The 25,574-nt window shown below is 68.6% G+C and carries 25 protein-coding genes; 17 read left to right on the forward strand and 8 right to left on the reverse strand.

Going from position 1 to position 25,574, the window contains the following annotated elements:
- The 7 genes from ACPWT1_RS02335 (at position 1) to ACPWT1_RS02365 (ending at position 9,913) form a co-directional block, all read left to right on the forward strand.
- Positions 1-1,698, forward strand: a complete 1,698-nt coding sequence (locus ACPWT1_RS02335; RefSeq protein WP_427913816.1) for a sensor histidine kinase — start codon at positions 1-3, stop codon at positions 1,696-1,698.
- Entirely contained in the window at positions 1,695-3,212 is a 1,518-nt protein-coding gene (locus ACPWT1_RS02340) for a sigma-54-dependent transcriptional regulator (protein WP_427913817.1), read from the forward strand. The genes ACPWT1_RS02335 and ACPWT1_RS02340 overlap by 4 nt, the downstream gene beginning before the upstream one ends.
- Positions 3,193-3,771 (forward strand): 1,6-anhydro-N-acetylmuramyl-L-alanine amidase AmpD, encoded by a 579-nt coding sequence (ampD, locus tag ACPWT1_RS02345; protein WP_427913818.1) that lies wholly within the window; start codon positions 3,193-3,195, stop codon positions 3,769-3,771. The genes ACPWT1_RS02340 and ampD overlap by 20 nt, the downstream gene beginning before the upstream one ends.
- Before the next feature lie 473 nt (positions 3,772-4,244).
- Entirely contained in the window at positions 4,245-7,073 is a 2,829-nt protein-coding gene (locus tag ACPWT1_RS02350; RefSeq protein WP_427915633.1) for a ribonucleoside-diphosphate reductase subunit alpha, read from the forward strand.
- Between the two features lie 151 nt (positions 7,074-7,224).
- Positions 7,225-8,460 (forward strand): ribonucleotide-diphosphate reductase subunit beta, encoded by a 1,236-nt coding sequence (locus ACPWT1_RS02355; RefSeq protein WP_427913819.1) that lies wholly within the window; start codon positions 7,225-7,227, stop codon positions 8,458-8,460.
- A 192-nt stretch (positions 8,461-8,652) separates the two neighbouring features.
- Positions 8,653-9,150 carry a histone H1-like DNA-binding protein gene (locus tag ACPWT1_RS02360; protein ID WP_427913820.1) on the forward strand — a complete coding sequence of 166 codons (498 nt, stop codon included), beginning with the start codon at positions 8,653-8,655 and terminating at the stop codon, positions 9,148-9,150.
- 139 nt (positions 9,151-9,289) lie between these two features.
- Positions 9,290-9,913: an alpha-ketoglutarate-dependent dioxygenase AlkB gene (locus ACPWT1_RS02365; RefSeq protein WP_427913821.1), complete on the forward strand. Its 624-nt coding sequence runs from the start codon at positions 9,290-9,292 to the stop codon at positions 9,911-9,913.
- Here ACPWT1_RS02365 and ACPWT1_RS02370 read toward each other — a convergent pair.
- From ACPWT1_RS02370 to ACPWT1_RS02380, 3 genes are read right to left on the reverse strand one after another with little or no spacing between them, the layout of a single operon-like run.
- Positions 9,910-10,551 carry a hypothetical protein gene (locus ACPWT1_RS02370; RefSeq protein WP_427913822.1) on the reverse strand — a complete coding sequence of 214 codons (642 nt, stop codon included), beginning with the start codon at positions 10,549-10,551 and terminating at the stop codon, positions 9,910-9,912. The genes ACPWT1_RS02365 and ACPWT1_RS02370 overlap by 4 nt on opposite strands.
- Positions 10,548-11,522, reverse strand: coding sequence for an MlaD family protein (locus tag ACPWT1_RS02375; RefSeq protein ID WP_427913823.1), 975 nt, complete (start codon positions 11,520-11,522; stop codon positions 10,548-10,550). The genes ACPWT1_RS02370 and ACPWT1_RS02375 overlap by 4 nt, the downstream gene beginning before the upstream one ends.
- Positions 11,522-12,325, reverse strand: a complete 804-nt coding sequence (locus tag ACPWT1_RS02380) for an MlaE family ABC transporter permease (protein WP_427913824.1) — start codon at positions 12,323-12,325, stop codon at positions 11,522-11,524. Before ACPWT1_RS02380 ends, ACPWT1_RS02375 begins: the two co-directional genes overlap by 1 nt.
- A 107-nt stretch (positions 12,326-12,432) precedes the next feature.
- Here ACPWT1_RS02380 and gorA point away from each other — a divergent pair, with 107 nt between their 5' ends.
- Entirely contained in the window at positions 12,433-13,797 is a 1,365-nt protein-coding gene (gorA, locus tag ACPWT1_RS02385; RefSeq protein ID WP_427913825.1) for a glutathione-disulfide reductase, read from the forward strand.
- Between the two features lie 67 nt (positions 13,798-13,864).
- Here the strand turns inward: gorA and ACPWT1_RS02390 are convergent, their stop codons facing one another.
- Positions 13,865-14,128 (reverse strand): hypothetical protein, encoded by a 264-nt coding sequence (locus ACPWT1_RS02390; protein WP_427913826.1) that lies wholly within the window; start codon positions 14,126-14,128, stop codon positions 13,865-13,867.
- A gap of 175 nt (positions 14,129-14,303) precedes the next feature.
- On the opposite strand from ACPWT1_RS02390, the gene ACPWT1_RS02395 reads away from it, so the two are divergent.
- Positions 14,304-15,794: an AMP nucleosidase gene (locus ACPWT1_RS02395; RefSeq protein ID WP_427913827.1), complete on the forward strand. Its 1,491-nt coding sequence runs from the start codon at positions 14,304-14,306 to the stop codon at positions 15,792-15,794.
- An 11-nt stretch (positions 15,795-15,805) separates the two neighbouring features.
- On the opposite strand, the gene asd is transcribed toward ACPWT1_RS02395, so the two are convergent.
- The gene (gene asd / locus ACPWT1_RS02400) at positions 15,806-16,669 is read right to left on the reverse strand and encodes an archaetidylserine decarboxylase (RefSeq protein WP_427913828.1); all 864 of its coding nucleotides are present in this window, start codon (positions 16,667-16,669) and stop codon (positions 15,806-15,808) included.
- Positions 16,670-16,752: 83 nt separating this feature from the next.
- Between asd and ACPWT1_RS02405 the strand changes: the two genes are divergently transcribed.
- From ACPWT1_RS02405 to ACPWT1_RS02420, 4 genes are all read left to right on the forward strand, one after another.
- Positions 16,753-17,682 carry an ATP-binding cassette domain-containing protein gene (locus tag ACPWT1_RS02405; protein ID WP_427913829.1) on the forward strand — a complete coding sequence of 310 codons (930 nt, stop codon included), beginning with the start codon at positions 16,753-16,755 and terminating at the stop codon, positions 17,680-17,682.
- Positions 17,682-18,479 (forward strand): ABC transporter permease, encoded by a 798-nt coding sequence (locus tag ACPWT1_RS02410; RefSeq protein WP_427913830.1) that lies wholly within the window; start codon positions 17,682-17,684, stop codon positions 18,477-18,479. Before ACPWT1_RS02405 ends, ACPWT1_RS02410 begins: the two co-directional genes overlap by 1 nt.
- A complete protein-coding gene (locus ACPWT1_RS02415; protein ID WP_427913831.1) occupies positions 18,476-18,895 on the forward strand; it encodes a hypothetical protein in 420 nt (139 codons plus the stop codon). Before ACPWT1_RS02410 ends, ACPWT1_RS02415 begins: the two co-directional genes overlap by 4 nt.
- A gap of 67 nt (positions 18,896-18,962) precedes the next feature.
- Positions 18,963-20,297 (forward strand): GAF domain-containing protein, encoded by a 1,335-nt coding sequence (locus ACPWT1_RS02420; RefSeq protein WP_427913832.1) that lies wholly within the window; start codon positions 18,963-18,965, stop codon positions 20,295-20,297.
- A gap of 6 nt (positions 20,298-20,303) precedes the next feature.
- Here ACPWT1_RS02420 and ACPWT1_RS02425 read toward each other — a convergent pair whose 3' ends face one another.
- Positions 20,304-21,035, reverse strand: coding sequence for a hypothetical protein (locus ACPWT1_RS02425; RefSeq protein WP_427913833.1), 732 nt, complete (start codon positions 21,033-21,035; stop codon positions 20,304-20,306).
- A 209-nt stretch (positions 21,036-21,244) separates the two neighbouring features.
- On the opposite strand from ACPWT1_RS02425, the gene ACPWT1_RS02430 reads away from it, so the two are divergent.
- Genes ACPWT1_RS02430 through ACPWT1_RS02440 form a run of 3 tightly spaced genes read left to right on the forward strand, consistent with a single transcriptional unit; the run spans position 21,245 to position 23,198 of the window.
- Complete coding sequence (locus tag ACPWT1_RS02430; RefSeq protein ID WP_427913834.1) at positions 21,245-21,697, forward strand: MarR family winged helix-turn-helix transcriptional regulator; 453 nt, start codon at positions 21,245-21,247, stop codon at positions 21,695-21,697.
- Between the two features lie 38 nt (positions 21,698-21,735).
- The gene (locus ACPWT1_RS02435) at positions 21,736-22,152 is read left to right on the forward strand and encodes an organic hydroperoxide resistance protein (RefSeq protein WP_427913835.1); all 417 of its coding nucleotides are present in this window, start codon (positions 21,736-21,738) and stop codon (positions 22,150-22,152) included.
- A gap of 32 nt (positions 22,153-22,184) precedes the next feature.
- Positions 22,185-23,198 carry a serine/threonine protein kinase gene (locus ACPWT1_RS02440; RefSeq protein WP_427913836.1) on the forward strand — a complete coding sequence of 338 codons (1,014 nt, stop codon included), beginning with the start codon at positions 22,185-22,187 and terminating at the stop codon, positions 23,196-23,198.
- Between the two features lie 28 nt (positions 23,199-23,226).
- Here the strand turns inward: ACPWT1_RS02440 and ACPWT1_RS02445 are convergent, their stop codons facing one another.
- Both ACPWT1_RS02445 and ACPWT1_RS02450 read right to left on the reverse strand, forming a co-directional pair.
- Positions 23,227-23,616 carry a hypothetical protein gene (locus ACPWT1_RS02445; protein WP_427913837.1) on the reverse strand — a complete coding sequence of 130 codons (390 nt, stop codon included), beginning with the start codon at positions 23,614-23,616 and terminating at the stop codon, positions 23,227-23,229.
- Positions 23,617-23,663: 47 nt separating this feature from the next.
- Positions 23,664-24,539, reverse strand: coding sequence for a fumarylacetoacetate hydrolase family protein (locus tag ACPWT1_RS02450; RefSeq protein WP_427913838.1), 876 nt, complete (start codon positions 24,537-24,539; stop codon positions 23,664-23,666).
- 68 nt (positions 24,540-24,607) lie between these two features.
- Here ACPWT1_RS02450 and ACPWT1_RS02455 point away from each other — a divergent pair, with 68 nt between their 5' ends.
- A complete protein-coding gene (locus ACPWT1_RS02455; RefSeq protein ID WP_427913839.1) occupies positions 24,608-25,573 on the forward strand; it encodes a Bug family tripartite tricarboxylate transporter substrate binding protein in 966 nt (321 codons plus the stop codon).
- Position 25,574 lies beyond the last annotated feature (1 nt).

Genomic DNA, 25,574 nt, shown 5'->3' on the forward strand with positions numbered 1-25,574 from the left:
GTGACACCCGGGCGCGCGGGCACACACCCGGCCACCGCGGCCGCGGACGATTCCGCGTTCGCCCGGCTCTGGTTCGGCTTCGCGGCCGCGCGGGTCGTGGTGGGCCTCGTGCTCACCGCCCTCCTGGCCGGCATGCGCTACCTGAATCCGGCCTCGGGTGTGTCGACCTGGGTGCTGGCCATGTGCGGCGCGTACTTCCTCGCCGCGCTCGCCGCCCGGATGCTGCTGCGGCCCGTCCGGTCCGGCCAGACGTTCGACCCGCAATGGGTGTCCTGCATCGGCATCGACCTCGTGGTGTTCTCGGCGCTGCAGTTCGCCAACACCGGCGGCATCTATTTCCCGCCGCTGTTCGCCGTCCCCGTGCTCATGGCATCGGTGCTCGGCTCGACGTTGCTGGCCCTCGGAACGGCGGCGGGCGTGACACTGCTGCTGCTGGCGGAAGCCTGGGTGCAGTCGTTCGAGGCATCGGTGGACCTGGCGCAGAAATTCCTGCAGGCGGGCCTGACGGGCACCGGTTTCTTCGCCCTTGCCTTCCTGTCGCACCAGCTCGCGCTGCGCCTGGCACGCGAGGAAGAAGCGGCACGAGCAGGTCGCAAGGCGGCGCAGATGCAGGCGCAGGTCAACCAGCTGGTGATCGACACCCTGTTGCAGGGCGTGCTGGTGGTCGATGCCGACGGCCAGGTCCACGCGGCCAACCCGGCGGCCCGCGACCTGCTGGGCGCCAGCTTCAGCCGGTCCCCCGGGCTGTCGTGGCTGCTGGCCGATCCGGCCTGGAAGCCGCTGCTGCTGCTGGCCCAGCGCACCTTCGCCTCGCGCTCACCGCAAACCGCCGACATGGCGATCCAGCAGGCGGACGCGCCGGCGCGCCGCATCTCGGCCCGCGCGCACCTGAGCGGGTCGTCCGAGCAGCCGGCCGATGCGCTGTGCGTGGTCTTCCTGGAGGACCTGCGCGAGCTGGAGGCGCGCATGCGCACCGAGAAGCTGGTCTCCATGGGTCGGATGTCCACCGCGGTCGCGCACGAGATCCGCAACCCGTTGGCCGCCATCACGCAGGCCAACGAGCTGCTGGAGGAAGACCTGCAAACCCCCGAGCACCGGCAGCTGAGCGCACTGGTGCGCCAGAACGCGCAGCGGCTGGCGCAGATCGTCGAGGACATCCTGGACATCGCCCGCGTGCAGCGGCAGGACGAAGGGCCGTCGGTCGCGCTGCTGACACTCGACGAGGCGGTGCGCGAAGGCACCGGCGACTGGATCTCGCACCACCGCAGCGGCGACCACGTGCGCGTGGCGCTCGAGGCTGCCGGCACGTCAGTCGTCTTCGAAGGCGACCACCTGCGCCGCGTGCTGGTGAACCTGCTGGACAACGCGCTGCGCTACGCGTCCGAGCAGCCGGGCGCCATCCAGGTTGTCACGAGCGCGGGCGACGCCCCCACGCTCACGGTGTGGAGCGACGGTGCCGAGCTGGAGCCGGCCGTGGAGCGACACCTGTTCGAGCCCTTCTTCTCGTCCGAAAGCCGCTCCAGCGGGCTGGGCCTGTACATCTGCCGCGAGCTGTGCGAGCGCCACGGCGCCAGCATCGGCTACCGGCGCGGCCCGGCGCCCGGTGGGGACCGGCGCAACGGCAATGCGTTCTTCGTCGCATTCCGCACCCCGTCTCGCGCGGCGGCAACCCATCCGTTTGCGACAATCGCGGCGTGAACCAGCCGGCGGCCTCCCCCGTGGCGCAGGTCCTGGTCGTCGACGACGAGCCCGACCTGCGCACCATCTACGAGCTCACCCTCGTGCGTGAGGGCTACCACGTCGATTGCGCCGCCACGCTCGCCGAAGGATGGCAGCAGCTGGAGGAGCGCCGGTTCGACGTGGTGATCACCGACATGCGCCTGCCCGACGGCATGGGACTGGAGCTGCTGCAACGCATGCAGGCCCAGCAACGTGCGGAGCGCTGCATCGTCATGACCGCCTACGGCTCGGCGGAGAACGCCGTCGAGGCGCTGAAGGCCGGCGCGTTCGACTACCTCACCAAGCCAGTCGACCTGCGCCAGTTCCGCAGCGTCGTTGCTTCGGCGCTGCTCGAGCGGCAGGCACCCGCTTCCCGCACGCGAGCGGGAAGCGCCGCCAGCCAGAACGGCAGCGCGGCCAGGCCAGAGCGTCCGGCGGGTGCGGGCCAGGCGGCGCTCGATCGCATGGTCGGCGACTCGGCGCCGATGCAGCGCGTGAAGGAACGGATCGCGAAGGTGTCCCGCAGCATGGCGCCGGTGCTGGTGCGCGGCGAGTCCGGCACCGGCAAGGAACTGGCGGCGCGCGCGCTGCATGCCTGCAGCCATCGCAGCGACGGCCCCTTCGTCCCGGTCAACTGCAGCGCGATTCCCGAGGCCCTGCTCGAGGCCGAGTTCTTCGGCGCCCGCAAGGGCTCCTACACCGGCGCGACGGCCGATCGCGAAGGCTTTTTCCAGGCGGCGCAAGGCGGCACCCTGTTCCTCGACGAGATCGGCGACCTGCCGCTCGCCATGCAGTCCAAGCTGCTGCGGGCGATCCAGGAGCGCCATGTGCGCGCCCTCGGCTCGACGCAGGAAGATGCGGTGGACGTCCGCATCGTCAGCGCCACGCACCGTGACCTGGCCGCCGACGTCGCGGCAGGGCGGTTCCGGCAGGATCTGTTCTACCGCCTGAACGTGATCGAACTCGTCCTGCCGCCGCTGCGCGAGCGCCGCGAGGACCTGCCGGCGTTGTGCCAGGCCCTCCTCGCGCGCATCGCGCAGGACTCGGGCATGCCGCCGCCGCTGCTGTCGCCACAGATGCTGGACGAACTCGCCTCGCATCCGCTGGCGGGCAACGTGCGCGAACTCGAAAACCTGCTGCACCGCGCGGTCGCCCTGTCGGACGGCCATTCGCTGCAGGCCGATGCGCTGGCCGCCGACGCAGCCGCCCCGGCTTCGGTGGCGCCGGCAGCTCCGTTGCAACCGGTTCCCGCCGCTGCCGCACAGCCTTCCGGTGGTGGCGAAGCTCCCTCGGCCGTGCCGTCCGATCTGCAGGCCTACCTGGACCAGCAGGAGCGCGAGATCCTCGTGCGCACGCTGCAGGAGACCGGATTCAATCGCACGGCCGCTGCCCAGCGGCTCGGCCTGAGCCTGCGGCAGATCCGTTATCGCATCGCGCGCCTGGCAATCGCGGCGCCTGGTGGCGACGAGGCCAATGAACCCGCCTCCGACTGACGACGCACTCTGGCGCGGCGGGTGGTACCGGTTCGCCCGCCGGCTTGCCTCGCCCAACTTCGGCCCGCGCCCGCCTGGGACCGAAGTCGATCTGGCGATCCTGCATTCGATCAGCCTGCCGCCGGGGCAGTACGGCGGCGACGAAGTACAGGCCCTGTTCACCAACACGCTTGACTGGTCGGCGCATCCCTACTTCCGCCAGATCGAAGGCCTGCAGGTGTCGTCGCACTTCTACGTGCGGCGCGGCGGCGAGCTGTGGCAATTCGTCAGCTGCGACCAGCGAGCCTGGCACGCGGGCACGTCGCATTGGCGTGGCCGCGACAACTGCAACGACTTTTCCATCGGCATCGAACTCGAAGGACTGGAAGGCAGCACGTTCGAGGACGAGCAGTACGACACGGTGGCCGGACTTTGTTCCGCGATCGCCCAGCACTACCCGATCCGCGGCATCGCGGGCCATGAACACGTGGCACCGGGACGCAAGCAGGATCCAGGACCCGGCCTCGACTGGGCCCGGCTGCAGCGCGCCCTCGGCTGGCACCACTCGGTGTTTCCCTGAGGCAAGCACGGTGTTGCACCAGCACGACCACTACATCTAGTGCCTTGCCACGCCTTCGGCCCCTAGCTATAGTGGGTCGCAGGAGAGAAGAGGTGCAGGACATGGCGCATCGCGTCACCAACCGCGAACGCTGGCGGGCCAAGACCAGGCTCGCGCATCACACCCGCGAACAGCTCAGCCGTGCATACCCGAGCATGGCAGCCGCACACCAGCCGCATGCATCGCGCGCGTCCACCGGCCACCCACCGGCTGTCCACACCTTGTTCACCATCCACCCACTGGTTTAACCCCACCTATAGTGGCTTGCATTGCGTTTGGACACTACCTATAGTGCTTCAAAAGCCCAGCAGGCGATAAACTCCCGCCCTCGCCAGAGACAACCACCCGCAAGAAGGACCTCCATGCAATCCGTCCCGAGCACCGCCAGCACGATGACCTCGCCCCTCGCCGCGCCCACGCTGGCCACGGGCCCCATGCAGGGCGCGTCGCCGCTGCCGCTGAACCATTACCAGATCATCCGCCGCAACGGCGCGGTGGTCCCCTTCGAGCCGAACAAGATCGCCATCGCCATGATGAAGGCGTTCCTCGCCGTGCATGGCACGCAGGGCGCCGCATCGGCCAGCGTGCGCGAGACCGTCGACGCGCTCACGCAGCAGGTCGTGCGCGCGCTGGTGCGCTCGCGCCCGGGCGGCGGCACGTTCCACATCGAGGACGTGCAGGATCAGGTCGAACTGGGCCTGATGCGCGGCGGCCACCACGACATCGCCCGCGCCTACGTGCTCTATCGCGACCGCCGCGCGCAGGAACGCGCCAAGCAGGGCGTGGCCGACGTGCCCGCAGCGCCCGTGCTGCACGTCCTGGACGGCGGCCAGCGCGTGGAGCTGGACCTCGGCCAGCTCAAGGCGCTGATCGAGAACGCCTGCACCGGCCTGTCGGCCGACGTGAAAGCCGAGCCCATCGTCTCCGAGACGATGCGCAACCTGTACGACGGCGTGCCGATCGACGAGGTCTACAAGGCCTCGATCCTGGCGGCCCGCACGCTGATCGAGAAGGATCCCGACTACACCTACGCCACGGCGCGCCTGCTGCTGCACACGATCTTCAAGGAGGTCCTGGGTCGCGACGTGCAGCCGCATGCGGCCGCCGAGGCCTATGCCGACTATTTCCCCGGCTTCATCAAGAAGGGCGTCGACAACGAGCTGCTCAACCCCGAGCTGCTGCAGTACGACCTGAAGAGGCTGGCCGCCGCGCTCAAGGCCGACCGCGACCAGAAGTTCGACTACCTCGGCCTGCAGACGCTGTACGACCGCTACTTCTTGCACGTGCGCAAGACCCGCATCGAGCTGCCGCAGGCGTTCTTCATGCGCGTCGCCATGGGCCTCGCGCTGAACGAGATCGACCGCGAGGCACGCGCGATCGAGTTCTACGAGGTGCTCTCCAGCTTCGACTTCATGTCGTCGACGCCGACGCTGTTCAACAGCGGCACGCTGCGCAGCCAGCTCTCGTCGTGCTATCTCACGACTGTGCCGGACGACCTGGACGGCATCTACGAGTCGATCAAGGAAAACGCGCTGCTGTCCAAGTTCGCCGGCGGCCTGGGCAATGACTGGACCCGCGTGCGTGCGCTGGGCTCGCACATCAAGGGCACCAACGGCGAATCGCAGGGCGTGGTGCCGTTCCTGAAGGTGGTCAACGACACCGCCGTGGCGGTCAACCAGGGCGGCAAGCGCAAGGGCGCGGTCTGCACCTACCTGGAGAGCTGGCACCTCGACATCGAGGAATTCCTCGAGCTGCGCAAGAACACGGGTGACGACCGCCGCCGCACCCACGACATGAACACGGCCAACTGGATCCCGGACCTGTTCATGCGCCGCGTGATGGAGAAGGGCGAGTGGACCCTGTTCTCGCCGTCGTCCGTCCCCGACCTGCACGACAAGTTCGGCACCGAGTTCGAGAAGGCCTATGTCGCCTACGAAGAGAAGGCCAGGCGCGGCGAGATCAAGCCGAGCAAGAGCGTTCCCGCCACCGACATGTGGCGCAAGATGCTGTCGATGCTGTTCGAGACCGGCCATCCCTGGATCACCTTCAAGGACGCCTGCAACGTCCGCTCGCCCCAGCAGCATGCCGGCGTCGTGCACTCGTCCAACCTGTGCACCGAGATCACGCTGAACACCAGCGACAGCGAGACCGCCGTCTGCAACCTGGGATCGGTCAACCTGCTGCAGCACCTGAAGGACGGCCAGATCGACCAGGCCAAGCTGAAGAAGACCATCTCCACCGCCATGCGGATGCTCGACAACGTGATCGACATCAACTACTACGCGGTGAAGAAGGCGCGCGACTCCAACCTGCGCCATCGCCCGGTCGGCCTGGGCGTGATGGGCTTCCAGGACGCGCTGTACGAACTGCGCATCCCGTACGCTTCGCAGGAAGCCGTGGACTTCGCCGACAAGTCGATGGAGGCCGTGTGCTACCACGCCTACTGGGCCTCCACCGAGCTGGCGCGCGAGCGCGGCCGCTACTCCAGCTACAAGGGCTCGCTCTGGGACAAGGGCGTGCTGCCGCTGGACACGCTGGACCTGCTGACGCAGGCCCGCGGCGGCTACGTCGAAGTGGACCGCTCGGCCACGCTGGACTGGGATGGGCTGCGCCGCAAGATCGCCGCCGACGGCATGCGCAACTCCAACTGCGTCGCCATCGCGCCGACCGCCACCATCTCCAACATCATCGGCGTCGATGCCTCCATCGAACCGTGCTTCGGCAACCTGTCGGTCAAGTCCAACCTGTCCGGCGAGTTCACCGTCATCAACCACTACCTGGTGCGCGACCTCAAGCGCCTGGGCCTGTGGGACGACGTGATGGTCATGGACCTGAAGCACTTCGACGGCTCGCTGCGCCCGATCGACCGCGTGCCGCAGGACGTCAAGGCCCTGTACGCCACGGCCTTCGAGGTCGAGCCGGTGTGGCTGGTGGAGGCCGCTGCGCGCCGCCAGAAGTGGATCGACCAGGCGCAGTCGCTGAACATCTACATGGCCGGCGCGTCGGGCAAGAAGCTCGATGACACCTACAAGCTGGCGTGGGTGCGCGGCCTGAAGACCACCTATTACCTGCGCACCATCAGCGCCACGCACGCCGAGAAGTCCACCGTGCAATCGGGTCGCCTCAACGCGGTGTCCTCCGGTGGCGGCACGTCGGCGCTCGATGCGGCGGCAGCAGCAGCGAAGGCGCAGATGGATGCTTCGCCCGCGACGGACATCAAGTTCTGCGCGATCGACGATCCGGGCTGCGAGGCCTGTCAATAACGCGCGCGGCGCAAGCAGCGCGCGAACAAGAGAGGTGTCGGCGTTCTCCGACAGGACGCCGATGCAAACCAGCAACACAATCGCGCCGTGATGTGAACGGACACTTTTCAATACACATCACTGCTTCGATAATTCGAGCACTGGAACACACATGCTGACCTGGGACGACGACGTCAAGCCCACTTCGCCAGCCCCCATCAACAGCGGTTCGTCGTGGAACCGCGAGGCGGCCCATACGCCGCTGACGCAACCGGCGCTGCAGCCCGTTGCATCGCAGATTCCCCAGCCCATTCGCACCTTGAACGATGGCGCCACGGTCCCCGCGCAGCCTCGCGCCGCCGTGAAGGCCGCCTCCGCCGAGGTGAGCCAGCGCCGCGTCAACGCCGCCGACAAGCGCATCATCAACGGCCAGACCGACGTCAACCAGCTGGTGCCGTTCAAGTACAAGTGGGCCTGGGAGAAGTACCTCGCCACCTGCGCCAACCACTGGATGCCGCAGGAAGTGAACATGACGCGCGACATCGCGTTGTGGAAGGACCCCAACGGCCTGACGGACGACGAGCGCCGCATCATCAAGCGCAACCTGGGCTTCTTCGTCACCGCCGACTCGCTGGCCGCCAACAACATCGTGCTGGGCACCTACCGGCACATCACGGCGCCCGAGTGCCGCCAGTTCCTGCTGCGCCAGGCGTTCGAGGAAGCGATCCACACCCACGCGTACCAGTACATCGTGGAATCGCTCGGCCTGGACGAGAGCGAGATCTTCAATGCGTACCACGAGGTCCAGTCCATCCGCGACAAGGACCAGTTCCTGATCCCGTTCATCGACGCGATCATGGACCCCGACTTCCATACCGGCACGCCCGAAGCCGACCAGACGCTGCTCAAGAGCCTGATCGTCTTCGCCTGCCTGATGGAAGGCCTGTTCTTCTATGTCGGCTTCACCCAGATCCTGGCGCTGGGCCGGCAGAACAAGATGACCGGTGCTGCCGAGCAGTACCAGTACATCCTGCGGGACGAGTCGATGCACTGCAATTTCGGCATCGACCTGATCAACCAGCTGAAGCTGGAGAACCCGCACCTGTGGACGGCCGAATTCAAGGCCGAGATCCGCGGCCTGTTCCAGAAGGCCGTCGAACTCGAGTACCGCTATGCCGAGGACACCATGCCGCGTGGCGTGCTGGGCCTCAATGCATCCATGTTCAAGGGCTACCTGCGCTACATCGCCAACCGGCGTGCCACGCAGATCGGCCTGGAAGCGCTGTTCCCGAACGAGGAGAACCCCTTCCCCTGGATGAGCGAGATGATTGACCTGAAGAAAGAGCGCAACTTCTTCGAAACCCGCGTGATCGAGTACCAGTCGGGTGGCGCGCTTTCCTGGGATTGAAGGCAACTGCGAGTCGTTGGTTCGATGAGATTCGCCCGCATGGTGGACCGGCCGCAAGAGCCGGCCCCGTGCGGGCTACGGTGTTCATGAAGCTGGGCCCAGGCCCAACTCCATGGATCGCTGACTGCCACCAACAAGGCAGCCAGTGCTTCTTTCGTTGATGTTGATGTCAACTTGAACAGGAGAATGGAAATGGCAACTGCGAAGAAAACCGCCGCGAAGAAAGCCCCGGCGAAGAAGTCGGCCGCCAAGAAGGCCCCGGCGAAAAAAGTGACCGCCAAGAAGGCGCCGGCGAAGAAGGCCGCTGCCAAGAAGGCTCCGGCGAAGAAGACGGCCGCCAAGAAGGCGCCGGCGAAGAAGGCGACCGCGAAGCGCGCGACCGCCAAGAAGACCACCGCGAAGAAGAGCACGGCCAAGAAGGCTGCAGTCAAGAAGACCGCGGCGAAGAAGACCACGGCCAAGCGCGCGGCGAAAAAGACCACCGCGAAGAAGGCCGCGAAAAAGGCGCCTGCGAAAAAGGCTGCGAAAGCGCCTGCGAAAAAGGCGGCGAAGAAAGCGCCTGCGAAGAAGGCTGCCAAAGCGCCTGCTGCCAAGCCGGCTGCGGCTCCTGCCGCGTCGCCTGCTCCGGCCGCGCAAACCACGCTGAACCCGCAGGCCGCCTGGCCGTTCCCCACGGCTTCCAAGCCCTGAGGAACACGCCGGACGGGCGCCACGCGCCCTTCCGGTGGTGGGATCGATTCAAACGCCGGGCTCGCCCGGCGTTTTTCATGGGGCAACGAGCCATCCGCCTGCGGCCCACGCGGCGTCCGCGATGCGCGAGACTGGCGACGTGACTGCTCCCGACACCCAGCCTGATCTTTTCGGAGAGCCCGCACCCGGGCCGACGCTGCCGGCCGGCATGCGCTACGAGTCCGACTTCCTGTCCGCCGCCGAGGAACTCGAGCTGCTGCGTCGCCTCGAGAAGCTGCCACTCGCGCCGATGCAGTACCAGGGCTACACGGCGCTGCGTCGCGTCCTGAGCTACGGCGGCAGCTACGACTTCAGCCGGCAGCGCCTCGAGGCGGCCGAGCCGCTGCCCGACTGGCTCGATGCGCTGCGTGCCAGGGCCGGCACCTGGGCCGGGATCGATCCCGAGTCGTTCACGCAGGCGCTGCTGGCCGAGTACCGCCCCGGCACGCCGCTCGGATGGCACCGTGACGTGCCGGATTTCGAGGACGTGGTGGGCATCTCGCTGCTGGCCGATGCCACGATGCGCCTCCGCCCGTATCCGCCGCGCGAACCGAAGCGCGCCGACGTCCTGAAGCTGGTGGTCTTGCCGCGGTCGGTGTATCTCCTGCGCGGACCCGCGCGATGGGACTGGCAGCACAGCGTGGCACCGACCAAGGCGCTGCGCTACTCCATCACCTTGCGCACGGCTTCGGACCGGCGCGCGGCGCGGCGCCGCAGTTCCTAGGCAGTGCCACCGGCGAGCGCGATGCGGCGACGCAGCCGCTCGGCCTCGTCCGCTGCGCCGCGCTGCTCCGCGAGCTTCAGCTGCACACCGAGCCACGCGAGCAGCGGGCGCCGCCATCCCTGCGCCGAAGCCGTGTCGACGGCCACCTGCAGCAACTGCGGGTCGGCACGTCCCGCGCGGAACACGACGCCAGCGGCCACGAGCCGCGACAGCGGATCGGCGACCTGCGCGAGCACGGCAGCCGACCCATTTGCCGCCATCACGGTCCTGTGCGTCGCCGGCAGGAGCGCGGCATCCGCCGCAGAGCCCTGCAGGTAATCGGCATACGCACGCTCCGACGGGCCGGCATCGGCACGCAGCGATTCGAACCCGGGGCAGCCTTCCAGCACGAGGCTGGCCACCTGCAGCGCGCAGCGCGTGAGCTCGGCGCGCGCCACCATCGAGGCCTGCCCCGTCGCGGACAGGTCTCGCCGGGCGCGCGCGAACTCCGCGTCGGCAGCACGCGCATCGCCGGCCAGGTAGGCCTGCTCGTACCGCTGCAGCGTCCCGTGCGCATCCACCTGCCAGTCCGGCGCCTGCGGCTTGCTGGCGCACCCGGCCACCAGCAGCATCGCCAGCAAGGTCAGCCAGCGGTTCATGGCAACCGGATCTCGTTGTCGCGCGCGAATGGCCACTTGCGGTTGATCTCGTTGACGAGCGCGTCGATCTTGCGCAAGTTGGCCTCCACTTCGCCACGCAGCGAGCCAAGGTCCTGGGTGGCGCCGCGCACGTTGGCGCCCACGGCCTGCGCCTCAGCCAGCACGCCGTCGACCTTCTTCAGGCTGGCGCGCGTGTCCGCCAGCAGGCCATTGAGTTGCACGACGGTCGCGCGTGCCTCGCGCATCACGCCGTCGGGGCCGAACACCTGCGCGTCGGCCTTGCCCGCCATCGCATCGATGCGGGCCAGCAGCGCATTGGCGCGATCGAGCGCCGCGACCAGCTTGCGCGCGTCCTCGTCCTTGCCCATCAGCACGCCGAGCGCGCCCTGCGACTTCAGCCGGTCGGTGACGGCCTGCACGTTGGCCAGGCTGCCACGCAGCGAGCCGCCTTCGGCGGTCATCGCGGTGAGGTTCTCCAGCACCTCGCGCGCCGCGGAGATCACGCGCGGGAGCTCGGCGCTGGCATCGCCGCGCAGCACGGGGCGCTCGGCGTCCTCGGGCAGCACCGGATCGGTCAGCACGCCGGAGAACGCCCGCAGCGCCGGCGCACCGACGATGCCGCGCTCCAGCGTGAACACGCTGCTGGTGCGAAGCCAGTGCGCGTCCTTGCTCGCCACGTCGATGATCAGGCGCGCGTCCCCCTTGTCCGACAGCTCGACGCGGCGCACCCGGCCGATGGGAAATCCGGAGAAGGTCATGTCCATGCCGACGGACACGCCCTCCGAGTTGTCGGTGGTCAGCACCAGGCGCTGCGTCGCCTCGAACGCGCCGCGCGCATAGAGCAGGTACACGGCCGCTGCGGCGATCAGCAGGACGGTGAAGGCGAGCAGCAGCCGCGCCTTCAACGCCAGGTGCGGCACGCTCGGGGCCGCGCCCGGTTCCACGTCCAGCAACGGCTTGTCGTCGTCCATCAGTAGTAATTGCCCACGAGGGACAGCGCCTCCAGCAGCAGCAGCACCGCGAACATGCGCACGAGGCCCTGTAGCGCCGCGTGTTCGCGCGATCCGGGTCGTGCGATCTGCTGGGCCGCCGTCGACACCGGAATGATGGCGACGGCCACGCTGAACAACGCCGTCTTCAGGGTGAACACCAGTGTGACGGAGGGCGTGAACACATGGCCGAACATGCGCGTGTACGCCGGCAGCCCCGCGACGGTGCTGCCATAGACCGCCAGGTAGGCCAGCACGGTGGCCACCACGCAGCTGAGCGCGGCCAGGGTGACTGTCGAGAACGCGCCGGCGAGCACGCGCGGCAGCACTTCCTCCAGCACCGGATCGCGCCCACGCCGACGCAGCGCAGCATCGCGTCCTTGCCGGCGCTGCTCGGCGAGCGCGGCGCCGTTCGGGATCGTGCAGCGCAGCGCCACGAACAAGGCTGCCGTGAGCGGGATGAGCTCCAGCACCAGCACGCGGATCACCATCTCCATCGCGTACTGCGTCAGCCCATAGCTCCGGGCCGTGACGACCACGATGCGCGTGATCACGACCGTGAGCAGCGCCGACAGCAACGTGAAGCCGGGCAGGATGGGCGCCGTGTCGAGCCAGGCGTGGCGCGCCAACGCCGCGCGCATGGGCCGGTTGCGATAGCTCGAAGGCGTGAGGGCCAGCACGACGATCGCCGCCCCGAACTGGATGCGCAGCCACGCATCGAGCAGCCAGTGCAGCGGCGAGAAGCGACTGGACGCTTGCGAGGTCCGTAACGGAGCCGTGGCCATGCGCCCGATGATAGCGGCGGGACTGCCCGCGGCGCATGCTTGCCAGCGAGCCTTCGCGTCGCGGCTCACAATGGCCGCCACCTTCCACGCCTTCCAAGGACGCTGCCATGGACCATGCCCACCAGTTCGACCTGTTCGTCATCGGCGGCGGCAGCGGCGGCGTGCGCGCGGCGCGCATGGCGGCCCAGCGCGGCGCGCGTGTGGCGCTGGCGGAGGCCGCGGCCCTGGGCGGCACCTGCGTCAACGTGGGCTGCATCCCGAAGAAGCTGTACAGCTATGCCGCCCACTACGCGCACGACTTCCGCGATGCGGCCGGCTTCGGCTGGAAGGCCGACGCCCACTTCGACTGGGATCGGTTGCGGGCCAACCGCGCGCGGGAGATCGGCCGGCTGAACCAGGTCTACGAGCGCCTGCTGGAGGATGCCGGCGTTCGCATCCTGCGCGGGTGGGCGAGCCTGGTGGACGGGCATACCGTCATGCTCGAGACCACGCATGGGGCGGAGCGGTTCAGCGCTCGTCATATCCTGGTCGCCACCGGTGGCACGCCCGTCGTGCCCGACATCGAGGGCGCGCAGTTGGGCGTGAGCTCGGACAGCATGTTCGACCTCGACCCGTTCCCGCAGCGCCTGGTGGTGGTCGGGGGCGGCTACATCGCCTGCGAGTTCGCCTCGATCTTCCGCGGCCTGGGCGCGCGGGTGCACCTGCTGTACCGGGGCGAACAGATCCTGCGCGGCTTCGACGAGGAGGTGCGCCACTTCATCGCGGCCGAGATGGTCAAGCACGGCATCGACCTGCGGCTGCACACCGATGTGCGTTCGTTGGCACGCACCGGCGAGGGCATCGAGGTGCGGCTGGCCGACGGCCACAGCCTGGCCGCCGACACCGTGCTGCTGGCCACGGGCCGCGTGCCCAACGTCAGCGGACTCGGTCTCGAAGCCGCGGGCGTCCGCCAGGGGAAGGCGGGCGCGATCGAGGTCGACGCGCAACTGCGCACCTCCGCGCCCTCGATCTTTGCCGTCGGCGACGTGACCAACCGCGTGCAGCTCACGCCGGTGGCGCTGGCGGAGGCGATGGCGGTGGTCGACCACCTGTTCGGCGAAGGCCGGCGCAGCATGGATTACGACAACATCCCGACGGCGGTGTTCACGCACCCGAACATCGGCACCGTGGGCCTCACCGAGCAGCAGGCCCGCGAGCGGGTCGCCGAAGTCACCATCTACCGCACCGACTTCAAGGCGCTCAAGCACACCCTGTCCGGCAGCATCGAACGGTGCCTGATGAAGCTCGTGGTGGATGCGGCCACCGACCGCGTTCTCGGACTGCATATGGTGGGTCCGGATGCCGGCGAGATCGTGCAGGGCTTTGCAGTGGCAATGCAGGCCGGCGCGACCAAGGCCGTGTTCGACCGCACCATCGGCATCCACCCGACCATCGCGGAGGAGTTCGTCACCATGCGCGAGCCGACGCGCTGAGCAAAAAAACGGCCCGATGCCTTCGCATCGGACCGCTTCTGCGGGGCCCTCCCTGAGGGACCGGGTTTCAGTTGTAGGGGCGCGAATAGGTGCGGGTGAGCGGCGCAGCCTTGGTGTCTTCCTCGGGGGGCAGGTAGATCGTGGTGCGATCGATCTTCGAGTCGTAGGCGGCCAGTTCGGCGCTGGCGCTGCGGATCACGGCCCGATCCAGGGGATGGCATTGCCGCTGGCTCAGTTTGGAGAGCTGCTCGGACTTGTCGATCATCTCCCGCACGGCCTCCGGATCCATCATCAGGGCGAACGGATTCGCGGCCAACGCTGCTGTCGTCATGCTCTTTCCTTCTTCAAGTTCTCGGTTCAATCGCCGGTGAGTGACTGTCGCCGCTGGGCCAAATTTGTAACGTCAGGTTGGTTCGTTACGCTTTGTAGGACGCTGGCGTACGCCCGTGAGGGCCTGCAAAACGCGGGCGTGTAGGGGCGTTCCACGTGGCATTGCACAATGACGCATGCCGTTCACGCCGCCTGCCATCGAGCCCACGCGCCACAGCAATCCGGAGAGTGCACTTGCCCAGGTGCGCACCATCTACGAACAGCAGATCGGGCACCTGCGAACGGCGATGCAGCGCTTCGTCGCGGGCGATACCCTGCCCGGCCACGTGCGCGCGTTCTATCCCTACGTTCGCATCCACACCGAAACGGCGGTCCCGCAGGCCGTGCTGGAGAACCTGGGACTGAGCTACGGATTCGTTGCCGGCGCGGGCCGTTTCGAGACCACGCTCACGCGTCCCGATCTCTACGCGAACTACTACCTCGAGCAGTTCCGCCTGCTGCGGCAAAGCCACGGCGTGGAACTGGAGGTCGGCACCAGCCACGAGCCGATCCCGGTGCACTTCTCCTTCGCGGAGAACGACCACATCGAAGGCACGCTCACACCCGCGCGACGCGCGATGCTGCGCGACCTGTTCGACCTGCCCGACCTGGCGGCGATGGACGACGGCATCGCCAATGGCACGTGGTCATCGCGACCCGGCGAACCGCAGCCGCTTTCGCTGTTCACCGCGGCACGCGTCGACTACTCGCTGCACCGGCTGCGCCACTACACCGGCACCGCGCCGGAGTGGTTCCAGAATTTCGTGCTGTTCACCAACTACCAGTTCTACATCGACGAATTCGTGCGGCTCGGGCACGAGGAGATGGCCAAGGCCGACAGCCCCTACGTCGCCTTCGTCGAACCGGGCAACGTGGTCACCTGGCGCGCGGGATCGAAGCCGGCCGGTGCCGGCAGCGGCGCGGCGCCACCGCGGTTGCCCCAGATGCCCGCCTACCACCTGATCCGCTCCGACCACTCGGGCATCAGCATGGTCAACATCGGCGTCGGCCCGGCGAACGCGAAGACGATCACCGACCACATCGCGGTGCTGCGCCCGCATGCGTGGCTGATGCTCGGCCACTGCGCGGGCCTGCGCAGCAGCCAGCAGCTGGGCGACTACGTGCTCGCCCACGCCTACGTGCGCGAGGACCATGTGCTCGACGAGGAACTGCCGATCTGGGTGCCGATTCCGGCGCTGGCCGAAATCCAGCTGGCGCTGGAGAAGGCCGTGGGCGACGTCACGCGCACCGAAGGCGCGGACCTGAAACGCATCATGCGCACCGGCACGGTGGCGAGCACCGACAACCGCAACTGGGAGCTGCTGCCGGGCAACGAGCCGCAGCGCCGTTTCAGCCAGAGCCGCGCGGTGGCCCTGGACATGGAAAGCGCCACCATCGCCGCCAACGGCTTCCGCTTCCGCGTTCCCTACGGCACCCTGCTGTGCGTGAGCGACAAGCCGCTGCACGGCGAGATCAAGCTGCCGGGCATGGCCAACCAGTTCTACCGCGAGCGGGTCGACCAGCACCTGCGCATCGGCATGCGCGCCATCGAGATCCTGCGCGCCGGCGGCAGCCAGCGCCTGCACAGCCGCAAGCTGCGCAGCTTCGACGAAGTCGCGTTCCAGTAAGACGTCGCTCGCTAGAGCGGGCTCATGCCGCCCGCGACGGTGCCCATCGCTTCGCCCAGGCGCACCGAACGCGTCGGCGCCCAGTCGGCGTTGAAGGTCACGATGTCCTTCGGGAACAGCATGACCACCGTCGATCCGAGCAGGAACCGCCCCATCTCCTCGCCCTTGCGCAGCACGATGTCGCGGCCCGCGTAGTCCCAGCGGCGCACGTCGTGCGTGCGCGGCGGGTTCACCACGCCGTGCCACACCGTGGCCATGCTGCCGACGATGGTGGCCCCCACCAGGACGTTCACGAACGGGCCGAAGGCGGTGTCGAACACGCAGACGACGCGCTCGTTGCGCGCGAACAGGCCGGGCACGTGGCGCGCCGTCAGCGGATTGACCGAGAACAGGTCGCCGGGCACGTAGACCATGCGCACCAGGCGGCCGTCGCACGGCATGTGGATGCGGTGGTAGTCCTTGGGCGCGAGGTACAGCGTCGCGAAGTGGCCGTGATCGAAGCGCGCCGCCAGCGCCGCGTCACCGCCGAGCAGCGCGGCCGTCGAGTAGCTGTGGCCCTTGGCCTGGAAGATCTGGTCGTGCTCGATCGGCCCGAACTGGCTGATGGCCGCGTCGACCGGGCACACCAGGTCGGCGTCGGCGATCGGCCGCGCGCCTTCGCGCAGGGGCCGCGTGAAGAAGTCGTTGAAGGTGGCGTAGCTCTCGATGCGCGGATCGGCCGCTTCGGCCATGTTCACGCCGTACTGGGCGATGAAGCGCCGGACCAGCGCATGCGTGAGGCTGCCCCCGCGCATGCCGGCCAGGCGGCCCATCAGGACGGTGAGCAGCTTCTTGGGCAGCATGTATTGCTGCCGGATGGCGAACGGTGTGGACAAGCGCGTGGGCTCCGCTGGGAAGGGAAAAAATTCTAAGCGGCGGCGGCATGCGCCCGGGGGACCTGCTGCGACACAATGCCGCGATGGCCCTGGCCCCGCCGCTCTTCGACGCCCGGCACCTGCGCAAACGCTACGGTGACACCACCGTTGTCGATGACCTCTCGTTCACCATCGCCCCCGGCGAATGCCTCGGGGTCATCGGCCCCAACGGCGCCGGCAAGACCACCACGATCCGCATCTGCCTCGGACTCACGCCGCCCGACGAGGGCAGCGTCACCGCATTCGGCCTGCCCATGCCCGACGAGGCGCTGGCGATCAAGGGCCAGGTGGGCGTCGTGAGCCAGTTCGACTCGCTCGATCCGGACTTCAGCTGCGCCGAGAACCTGCTGGTGTACGGCCGCTACTTCGGCATGAAGGACGCTGCCATCCGCGAGCGCATCCCGCGCCTGCTGGAATTCGCGGCGCTCTCGCACAAGGCCGATGCGAAGCCGGCGGAGCTGTCGGGTGGCATGCGCCGACGGCTGTCGCTGGCCCGCGCGCTGGTCAACGATCCGCAGTTGCTGCTGCTCGATGAACCGACCACCGGCCTCGATCCGCAGGCGCGCCACCTGATGTGGGAACGGTTGCAGCTCCTGCTGCAACAGGGCAAGTCGATCCTGCTCACCACCCACTTCATGGACGAAGCCGAGCGGCTGTGCTCGCGACTGCTGGTGCTGGACCACGGCCGCAAGATCGCCGACGGCACGCCGCGCGAGCTGATCGCGCAGCACCTGGAGCCCGACGTGGTCGAAGCCTATGGCGCCGGCGCCGCCGACCTGGCGCAGTCGGAGCTGAAGTCGCTGGCGGGCCGTGTCGAAGTGAGCGGCGAGACCGTGTTCTTCTACACCCAGGATGCGCAGCCGTTGCTGCGCGCCCTGCATGCGCGCGACGGCATCGGCGTGCTGCACCGGCCCGCGAACCTCGAGGATCTGTTCCTCAAGCTCACCGGCCGACAGATCCGCGAGGAGGGCTGATGCGACCGAGCCATTGGCGTGCCCCCGACCTGTCCACCCGCTGGTGGCCGGTGTTCCAGCGCCACCTGCTGGTGTGGCGCAAGCTCGCCATCCCCAGCCTGCTGGGCAACATCGCCGAGCCGCTGATGTGGCTGCTGGCGTTCGGCTATGGCATGGGCGCGCTCGTCGGCCAGGTGCAGCTGCATGGCGAACGCGTGCCCTACATCGTGTTCCTCGCCAGCGGCTCGATCTGCATGAGCGCGATGAATGCAGCCTCGTTCGAGGCCCTCTATTCGGCCTTCTCCCGCATGCACGTGCAGAAGACCTGGGACGGCATCATGAATGCGCCGATCCGGCTGGACGACGTGGTGCTGGCCGAGGTGCTGTGGGCCGGCTTCAAGGCGATCTTCACGGTGAGTGCCATCCTCGTCGTCATGCTCGCCCTGGGCATCAGCCACAGCCCGCGCCTGCTGGTGGCCTGGGCCATCCTGCTCGGGGCGGGCCTGACGTTCTCGGCCATCGCCCTGATCTTCACCGCCCTCGCGAAAAGCTACGATTTCTTCGCCTACTACTTCACCCTGTTCCTCACTCCGATGATGTTCCTGTCCGGCGTGTTCTTCCCGCGCGACCAGCTGCCTGCGCCGCTGCGGGTGGCGTCGGAGTGGCTGCCGCTCACCAACGCGGTGGAACTGGTGCGCCCCATGTTCCTGGACCGCTGGCCGGAAAATCCATGGCGCAGCGCCGCCATCCTGGCCGCCTATGCCCTGGTGGCGTTCTGGGTCGCGCTCGCCCTCACCCGCCGCCGCTTCGCCAAATGACCCAGCCTGCGCCACTGTTGTCCGCCGACGTGCTCGCGATGATGGTGCGCGGCGTGTCGGTCAACGTCGCCTCGCGCGATGCCCAGCTGCGGCCCAGCCTGATGCGCGCGGTCGGCAGCGACGTCGCACCCGACGGTTCGCGCATCACCGTCTACCTGGCGCGCAGCCAGTCGGGGCAGCTGCTGCAGGACATCGCCAGCACTGGGCGCCTGGCCGTCGTCTTCAGCGAGCCATCCACCCACCGCAGCGTGCAGCTGAAGGCGAGCGCGGCAACGCTGCGCCCGGCGACCGACAGTGATCGCGAAGTGCTTGCCCGGTATCTCGCGTCGATGGAACACGAGATTGCGCGCGTCGGCTTCCCCCGCCGCTCACCCGCGCCATGCTCGCGCACCGGCTCGAGGACGTCGTGGCCGTGACCTTCACGCCGCAGGAGGCGTTCGACCAGACGCCCGGCCCGCGTGCCGGCAAGTCGCTGGAGGGCGGATGAACGCCGTGCGCCTGTGCGACATCCGCGACTGCCTGGAAGGCGCCATCCCGGCGGTGCTGGCCACCTCGGACGCGCAGGGCGTGCCCAACGTCGCCTACCTCTCGCAGGTGTTCTTCGTCGACGAGAGCCACGTGGCGCTGTCGTTCCAGTTCTTCAACAAGACGCGGCACAACATCCTGGCCAACCCGCGCGCCACCGCGATGCTGATCCATCCGCGCACCGCCGGGCTGTTTCGCTTGCACCTGCGCTACCTGCGCACCGAGTCGACTGGCGCGGTGTTCGAGCGCATGAAGGCGCAGCTGGCGGGCATCGCTTCGCACAGCGGCATGGACGGCGTGTTCAAGCTGCTCGGCTCCGACATCTACGAAGTGGAGCTGGTGGAAGCCGTGCCCGGCGAGCCGCTGCCCGCGCCGGCCGCATCGCCGGGGCGCCTGGCCGCGCTGCGCGCAGGGGCCGAGCGGCTGGCCCGCAGCACGACGCTGGATGGCGCCCTCGATGCAGTCCTCGCCACGCTGAGTGACGGCCTGGGCATCCGGCACGCCATGGTGCTGGTGCTGGATGCCAAGCACCAGCGGCTGTACACGGTGGCGAGCTGCGGCTATCCGACGTCGGGGGTGGGCTCGGAGATCCTGGTCGGCCAGGGCGTGATCGGCGTGGCGGCACGCGAACGCGTGCCGGTGCGCATCTCGCACGTGACCACCGCGGCCTCCTATTCGCAGGCCCTTCGCAGCAGCGTCGATGCCGGCTCGGCCCATGCGCCGGCCAACGAGATTCCCTATCCGGGGCTGGCGCGGCCGCACAGCCAGCTGGCCGTGCCGATCCTCTCGATGGGCCGCCTGCTTGGTGTGCTGGTCGCGGAGAGCCCGCGCGACCTGGAGTTCGGCTTCGAGGATGAGGATGCGCTGGTGGCGCTTGCCAGCCACCTCGGCGCCGCGATGGAACTGCTGCAGGTCGCCGGTGAAGCCGAAACGGTGTCGGCGGCACCGGTCGTGGCTCCACCTGCGCCGCGTGGCGCGATGCGCCTGCGCCGCTTCCAGGCCAACGACAGCATCTTTATCGACGACGCCTACCTGATCAAGGGCGTGGCCGGCGCCATCCTGTGGAAGCTGGCGCGCGATCACGTGCAGCAGGGCCGCACCGACTTCAGCAACCGCGAGCTGCGCCTGGACCCGACGCTCGGCCTGCCGGACGTCACCGACAACCTCGAGGCACGGTTGCTGCTGCTGCAGCGGCGGCTGCAGGAACACGGACCGCACCTGCGCATCGAGAAGACGGGCCGCGGCCGCTTCCGGCTGGTCGTCGGCCGCGCGCTGCAGCTCGCCGAAGCCTGAGCGCCCTCAGCCCGCCGTGAGTCCGGGCACCGCGTCGATGCCGAGGCCGCGCGCCAGCTTCGCCCACTCCCGCTCGCCGAGATGCGGGCGCACGACGTCCAGGATCGCCGCGAAAGCTGGAGCCGGCGCCTGGGCGCGGATGCCCGTCAACATGCCCAGGCGTTCGCGCGGTGTCATGAAGGGCAGCATCCAGCGCAGGCCGAGCATCAGCTCCTGTGGCGGAATCGACGCCACCAGCGCGTCGTGGATGGCACGCAGTTCCACGTCGGTGTAGCGCGACCAGAGCAAGGCGTTGTGCGCGGTTTCCTCCACGTTCATGTGCAGCATGTTCTCGGCGACGAACACGGCCAGCGCGCGATACAGCCCGTGCGCCGCGGCCGGGCGCAGCGCCGCCTCGAGCTGCCGCAGGTCCTGCGCGGCGGAACGCAGTTCTGCGATCTCCCGCTCATGGTCGATGTGGTCGTGCGCGATTGCGGCGCTGGCACCCGGGGCGCGGGCCTCGATGGCGGTGTGCACGAAGGCGTTCTCGTGCTGCAGGTGGGACAGGCAGAAGTCGACGAGGTCGACCACCTGGCCGGTGACGCGCGCCAGATCCGCGTCATCGTCGACGTCGACACGGCCGAGCGCGAGCAGCGTGTCCGCCATGAAGGCCCGCAAGGCCTTGTGGATGGCGGCGTACATGTCCTCGCGCGGCTGCACGGCGGCGAGTTGCTGGAGTTCCTGGAGGTCGATCTTCATGGCTGGGGTTCCTTGGATGGGGGTTGTCGGGCGGCGGCTTCGTGGGCCTTGCCTGCCACGCCGTGCATCCTAGGGATCGCGCTCCGGGCGCGTTCTGAAGAATCGCCTAAGTTTTTCCTAAAAGAATCCTAAGCCGGGTTCGGGTCCGCGTCCCGGCCGACGTGGCAGATCAATTGCGCACAATTGGATTGGGCGCTATGATCACGTCCATGCAACGCGCCAAGGCCGCCACCTCCTCGCAAGCCCTGCGCCTGGACAACCAGCTTTGCTTTGCCTTGTACTCCGCGTCGCTAGCGATGACCAAGCTCTACAAGCCGTGGCTCGACGAGCTGGGCCTCACCTACCCGCAGTACCTGGCCATGCTGGCCCTGTGGGAGGAAGACGGCCTGTCGGTGTCGCAGCTCGGCGAACGGTTGCGCCTCGATTCGGGCACGCTCACGCCCTTGCTCAAGCGCCTGGAAGCTGCCGGGCTGGTGGTCCGCGTGCGCGCCACGCACGACGAGCGCCGCGTGCATGTGAGCCTCACCGCGGCCGGGCGCAAGCTGCGCGCCTCGGCCGAGAAGATCCCCGGCTGCGTCGTGCAGGCGTCGCAGTGCCCCGTGCAGGAGCTGGTGCAGCTGACGCGCCAGATCCAGTCGCTGCGCGATCGGCTCGCTGCCTGATCCGCGCCATCTCCCGTCCCACCTCGAAAGGCAACTCCATGAACAAGCTCGACAAAGTCCTCTACACGGCGCGCGCCCACACCACCGGAGGCCGTGACGGCCAGTCGCGCAGCGACGACGGCCGCCTCGACGTGAAGCTCAGCTCGCCCGGCGGCGCCGGCCAGGGCACCAATCCCGAGCAGATGTTCGCGGCCGGCTACTCGGCCTGCTTCATCGGCGCCATGAAGGCGGTCGCCGGCAAGCAGAAGATCACGCTGCCGCAGGACCTGTCCATCGACGCCGAAGTGGACCTGGGGCCCGTCGGCCAGGCCTATGGCATCGCGGTGCGCCTGAACGTGAAACTGCCCGGCATGGACCGTGCCGAGGCGAGGCAACTGCTCGACGCCGCGCACCGGGTGTGCCCGTATTCCAACGCGACGCGCGGCAACATCGAGGTCCAGGTCAACCTCGTCTGAGGCCTGACCCTCCGAGCGGCCGACAATCCCTCATGGCCGGCCTGCATCCCTACGACTCCCTCACGCCCGACGCGGTGCTGGACGCACTCGCGTCGGTCGGCGTGTTCGGCGACGGCCGCCTGATGGGCCTGAGTTCGTACGAGAACCGCGTCTACCAGGTGCAGCTGGAAGAGCCCGTGCAGGGCCACGGCGACGTGGTGGCCAAGTTCTACCGACCCGATCGCTGGAGCGACGCCGCGATCCTCGAGGAGCATGCGTTCGCCGAGGAGCTCGCCGCAGCGGAAGTGCCCGCGGTGGCGCCCCTGCGCATCGAAGGTGCGACGCTGCACCACCATGGCGGGTTCGCGTTCAGCATCAGCCCCCGTCGCGGCGGCCGGGCCCCCGAGCTCGATGATGAGGAGGTCCTCGAGTGGATCGGCCGCTACCTCGGCCGCATCCACACCGTCGGCAGCGCGCGCCCGTTCGAGCACCGGCCGATGCTGGACCTCGCGTCGTTCGGCACGGCCTCGCGCGACTGGCTGCTGACGCACCAGGCGATCCCGCTTGACGTGGAAGCCGCCTGGCGTGGCACCTGCGATGCGGCACTGCAGGCGGTGGCGCACGCACTGGGTGCCACATCCGGACACGGCTATTCGCCGCACTTCTCCCTTCTGCGCCTGCACGGCGACTGCCACCCCGGCAACATCCTGTGGGTGCCCGATGCAGGCCCGCACTTCGTGGACCTCGACGACGCCCGCACCGGCCCCGCCGTCCAGGATCTCTGGATGCTGCTTTCCGGCGAGCGCGCGCAACGCCAGCGGCAGCTGGGCGCGCTGCTGGACGGCTACGAGCAGGTGCGCGACTTCGATCGCGCCGAACTGGCCCTCATCGAGCCGCTGCGCACCTTGCGTCTCGTTCACTACGGCGCCTGGCTGGCACGTCGCTGGGACGACCCGGCCTTCCCCGCGGCCTTCCCCTGGTTCGGCACCAGCGACTACTGGAAGGGCCAGGTGCAGATGCTGGAAGAACAGCTCGAGGCCATGGCCGAGCCGCCACTGGTCGCCTGATCGCCAAGCACCACGACGGAACGCAGCGTCAGTGAGCGGTCTGCTGCGAGGCCGTCGGTGCGGCCTGTCCTGCCTGGTCCGGAGGAAGGACCGGGGCGATGTGGTTCTTCGGGTCGTACAACACCGTCCCGGTGCCGACGCCGACGCCGGCCCTTGCGGGACCATTGCCGATCGGCACGCTGGCGCCCACGCCCGCGCCACCGGTGACCTGGCCACTCTGGTTCACGCCAACGCCGACGCCCAGCGGCCCCACGCCAGTCCCGACGCCGACGGACAGGCCACCCGTGCCGCCGCCGATGCCCACCGAGACGGGTCCCACCGGCACCGAAATGCCGGCACCCGCCCCGATACTGCCGCAGCCCGCCAGGAGCAATGGACCTGCGAGGAGCAACGCGCGCGGCGAACGGATGACGTGCATGCGGGAATTCTCCGTGCTTCGGTCGGCGCCCGGTGTGTCGGGATGCGTCAGCGGACGGGGTTCTCCAGCACGCCGATGCCGTCGATCTCCATCCGCACGACATCGCCGGGCTTGAGATAACGCGGCGGCTTGAAGCCGATGCCCACGCCCACGGGCGTGCCGGTCGCGATGATGTCGCCGGGGTACAGCGTGATGCCTGCCGACAGCGTTTCGATGAGCGTCGGAATGTCGAAGATCAGGTCGGGCGTGACCGCATCCTGCCGCAGCTCGCCGTTCACCCAGGTGCGCACGCGCGTCTTCGTCCCGTCGCACTCGTCCGCGCTCACCAGCCACGGGCCCATGGGGCAGAAGGTGTCGAAGGATTTGCCGAGCAGCCACTGCATGTGGCGGCTCTGCCAGTCACGCGCCGTGACGTCGTTGATCACGGTGTAGCCCCAGACGTGGTCCAGTGCGTCCTGCTTGCGGATGCCCTTGCCGCCCTTGCCGATGATGACGGCCAGCTCGACCTCGTAGTCGATGGCATCGGACACGCCGCGCGGCACCACGATGTCGTCGGTCGGACCGACCACGCATTCGGGGACCTTGGTGAAGTAGATCGGCACCGTCGGGATGTCGCCGCCTGCCTTCGCGCTGCTGTCGAAGCCGCTGCCCGCGAACTCCTTCGCGTGCGCGTGGTAGTTCTTGCCGACGCAGAAGATGTTGCGGCGCGGCTGCGGGATCGGCGCGGTCAGCTGCACGGCCGCCAGGGCGACGGGGGCACCGGTGGGCGGCAGCGGCTTGCCGGCGGCCACCAGCTCCACGAGCGGCAGCGCGCCGCGGCTGGCCGCCTCGGGCGGCAGGTCGACCGGCAGCACGCTCTGCAGGTCGGAGGAGACGATGCCGACGCAGGGACGGCCCCGGTCGAGATAGGCGGCGATCTTCATGGGGAAAACTCTCTGGGAGGGTGGAGGTTCAACGTAGCATGCTAACGCGTTCCAAGGAGAGTTCCCGTATGCATCGTCGCGCCGCCCTCACTGCGGTCCTGCTTGCCACGAGCGGCCTCGCTGCCGCCCAGGCTACCTTCCCGACCAGGCCCATCACCATGATCGTTCCGTTCCCGCCCGGTGGGCTGGCGGACACGGTGGGGCGTCCGGTCGCCGAGGCCATGTCGCGCAACCTCGGCCAGCCGGTGGTGATCGAGAACAGGGGCGGTGCAGGTGGTGGCATCGGCCTCGCCGCGGCCGCCAAGGCGCCGCCCGACGGCTACACCATCGTGATGGCGCTATCGTCGTACAGCGTGCTGCCGGAGGCCGACGCCATCATCGGCCGGCAGCAGATGTACAGCTACCAGGCGCTGCGCCCCATCGCCCGCTTCACCGCCGACCCCACCGTGCTGGCGGTTCGGGCCGACGCTCCGTGGAAGACGGTGAAGGATTTTGTCGACGACGCGAAGAAGCGGCCGGGCGCCATCAACTACGGCTCGTCGGGCAACTACGGCACCATGCACGTGCCGATGGAAATCCTGGCGCAGAACGCCGGAATCAAGATGACGCACGTGCCCTTCACGGGCGCAGGCCCCGCGATCGTCGCCCTGCTCGGCGGCCAGATCGACGCGGTGTCCACCGGGCCGGCCACCGTGCTGCAGCACGTCAAGGGCGGCAAGCTGCGCGTGCTGGCCCACTGGGGCAACGGCCACCTCGAAGCACTGCCCAACGTGCCGTCGCTGAAGGACTCCGGCTACAACGCCGAGTACGCGCAGTGGTCCGGCCTGTTCATCCCCGCCGGCGTGCCCGAGCCGGTCGCGCAGCGGCTGCGTGCTGCGGCTCGCGCAGCGGGCAACGATCCGAAGGTGCGCGAGGTGATCGGCAATGCGGGCAGCCCGGTGATGTTCCAGGACACGCCGGATTTCGAGAAGTACGTCCAGGACGACGTGCGTCGCATGCACGACGTGGTGCACAAGATCGGCAAGGTCGAATAAC

The sequence above is a fragment of the Ramlibacter sp. MMS24-I3-19 genome, assembly GCF_050320135.1.
Taxonomy (GTDB): domain Bacteria; phylum Pseudomonadota; class Gammaproteobacteria; order Burkholderiales; family Burkholderiaceae_C; genus Ramlibacter.

Excerpts from the sequence above, each read along its gene's own strand:
- ACPWT1_RS02420 (WP_427913832.1), top strand. The coding sequence starts at position 18,963 with ATGAACGCCGTGCGCCTGTGCGACATCCGCGACTGCCTGGAAGGCGCC.
- ACPWT1_RS02370 (WP_427913822.1), bottom strand. The coding sequence starts at position 10,551 with ATGAACCGCTGGCTGACCTTGCTGGCGATGCTGCTGGTGGCCGGGTGC.
- ACPWT1_RS02455 (WP_427913839.1), top strand. The coding sequence starts at position 24,608 with ATGCATCGTCGCGCCGCCCTCACTGCGGTCCTGCTTGCCACGAGCGGC.
- ACPWT1_RS02440 (WP_427913836.1), top strand. The coding sequence starts at position 22,185 with ATGGCCGGCCTGCATCCCTACGACTCCCTCACGCCCGACGCGGTGCTG.
- ACPWT1_RS02395 (WP_427913827.1), top strand. The coding sequence starts at position 14,304 with ATGCCGTTCACGCCGCCTGCCATCGAGCCCACGCGCCACAGCAATCCG.
- ACPWT1_RS02450 (WP_427913838.1), bottom strand. The coding sequence starts at position 24,539 with ATGAAGATCGCCGCCTATCTCGACCGGGGCCGTCCCTGCGTCGGCATC.
- ACPWT1_RS02350 (WP_427915633.1), top strand. The coding sequence starts at position 4,245 with ATGCAGGGCGCGTCGCCGCTGCCGCTGAACCATTACCAGATCATCCGC.
- ACPWT1_RS02405 (WP_427913829.1), top strand. The coding sequence starts at position 16,753 with ATGGCCCTGGCCCCGCCGCTCTTCGACGCCCGGCACCTGCGCAAACGC.
- ACPWT1_RS02355 (WP_427913819.1), top strand. The coding sequence starts at position 7,225 with ATGCTGACCTGGGACGACGACGTCAAGCCCACTTCGCCAGCCCCCATC.
- ACPWT1_RS02375 (WP_427913823.1), bottom strand. The coding sequence starts at position 11,522 with ATGGACGACGACAAGCCGTTGCTGGACGTGGAACCGGGCGCGGCCCCG.
- gorA (WP_427913825.1), top strand. The coding sequence starts at position 12,433 with ATGGACCATGCCCACCAGTTCGACCTGTTCGTCATCGGCGGCGGCAGC.
- ACPWT1_RS02445 (WP_427913837.1), bottom strand. The coding sequence starts at position 23,616 with ATGCACGTCATCCGTTCGCCGCGCGCGTTGCTCCTCGCAGGTCCATTG.
- ACPWT1_RS02410 (WP_427913830.1), top strand. The coding sequence starts at position 17,682 with ATGCGACCGAGCCATTGGCGTGCCCCCGACCTGTCCACCCGCTGGTGG.
- ACPWT1_RS02380 (WP_427913824.1), bottom strand. The coding sequence starts at position 12,325 with ATGGCCACGGCTCCGTTACGGACCTCGCAAGCGTCCAGTCGCTTCTCG.
- ACPWT1_RS02390 (WP_427913826.1), bottom strand. The coding sequence starts at position 14,128 with ATGACGACAGCAGCGTTGGCCGCGAATCCGTTCGCCCTGATGATGGAT.
- ACPWT1_RS02430 (WP_427913834.1), top strand. The coding sequence starts at position 21,245 with ATGCAACGCGCCAAGGCCGCCACCTCCTCGCAAGCCCTGCGCCTGGAC.
- ampD (WP_427913818.1), top strand. The coding sequence starts at position 3,193 with ATGAACCCGCCTCCGACTGACGACGCACTCTGGCGCGGCGGGTGGTAC.
- ACPWT1_RS02360 (WP_427913820.1), top strand. The coding sequence starts at position 8,653 with ATGGCAACTGCGAAGAAAACCGCCGCGAAGAAAGCCCCGGCGAAGAAG.
- ACPWT1_RS02415 (WP_427913831.1), top strand. The coding sequence starts at position 18,476 with ATGACCCAGCCTGCGCCACTGTTGTCCGCCGACGTGCTCGCGATGATG.
- ACPWT1_RS02425 (WP_427913833.1), bottom strand. The coding sequence starts at position 21,035 with ATGAAGATCGACCTCCAGGAACTCCAGCAACTCGCCGCCGTGCAGCCG.
- ACPWT1_RS02435 (WP_427913835.1), top strand. The coding sequence starts at position 21,736 with ATGAACAAGCTCGACAAAGTCCTCTACACGGCGCGCGCCCACACCACC.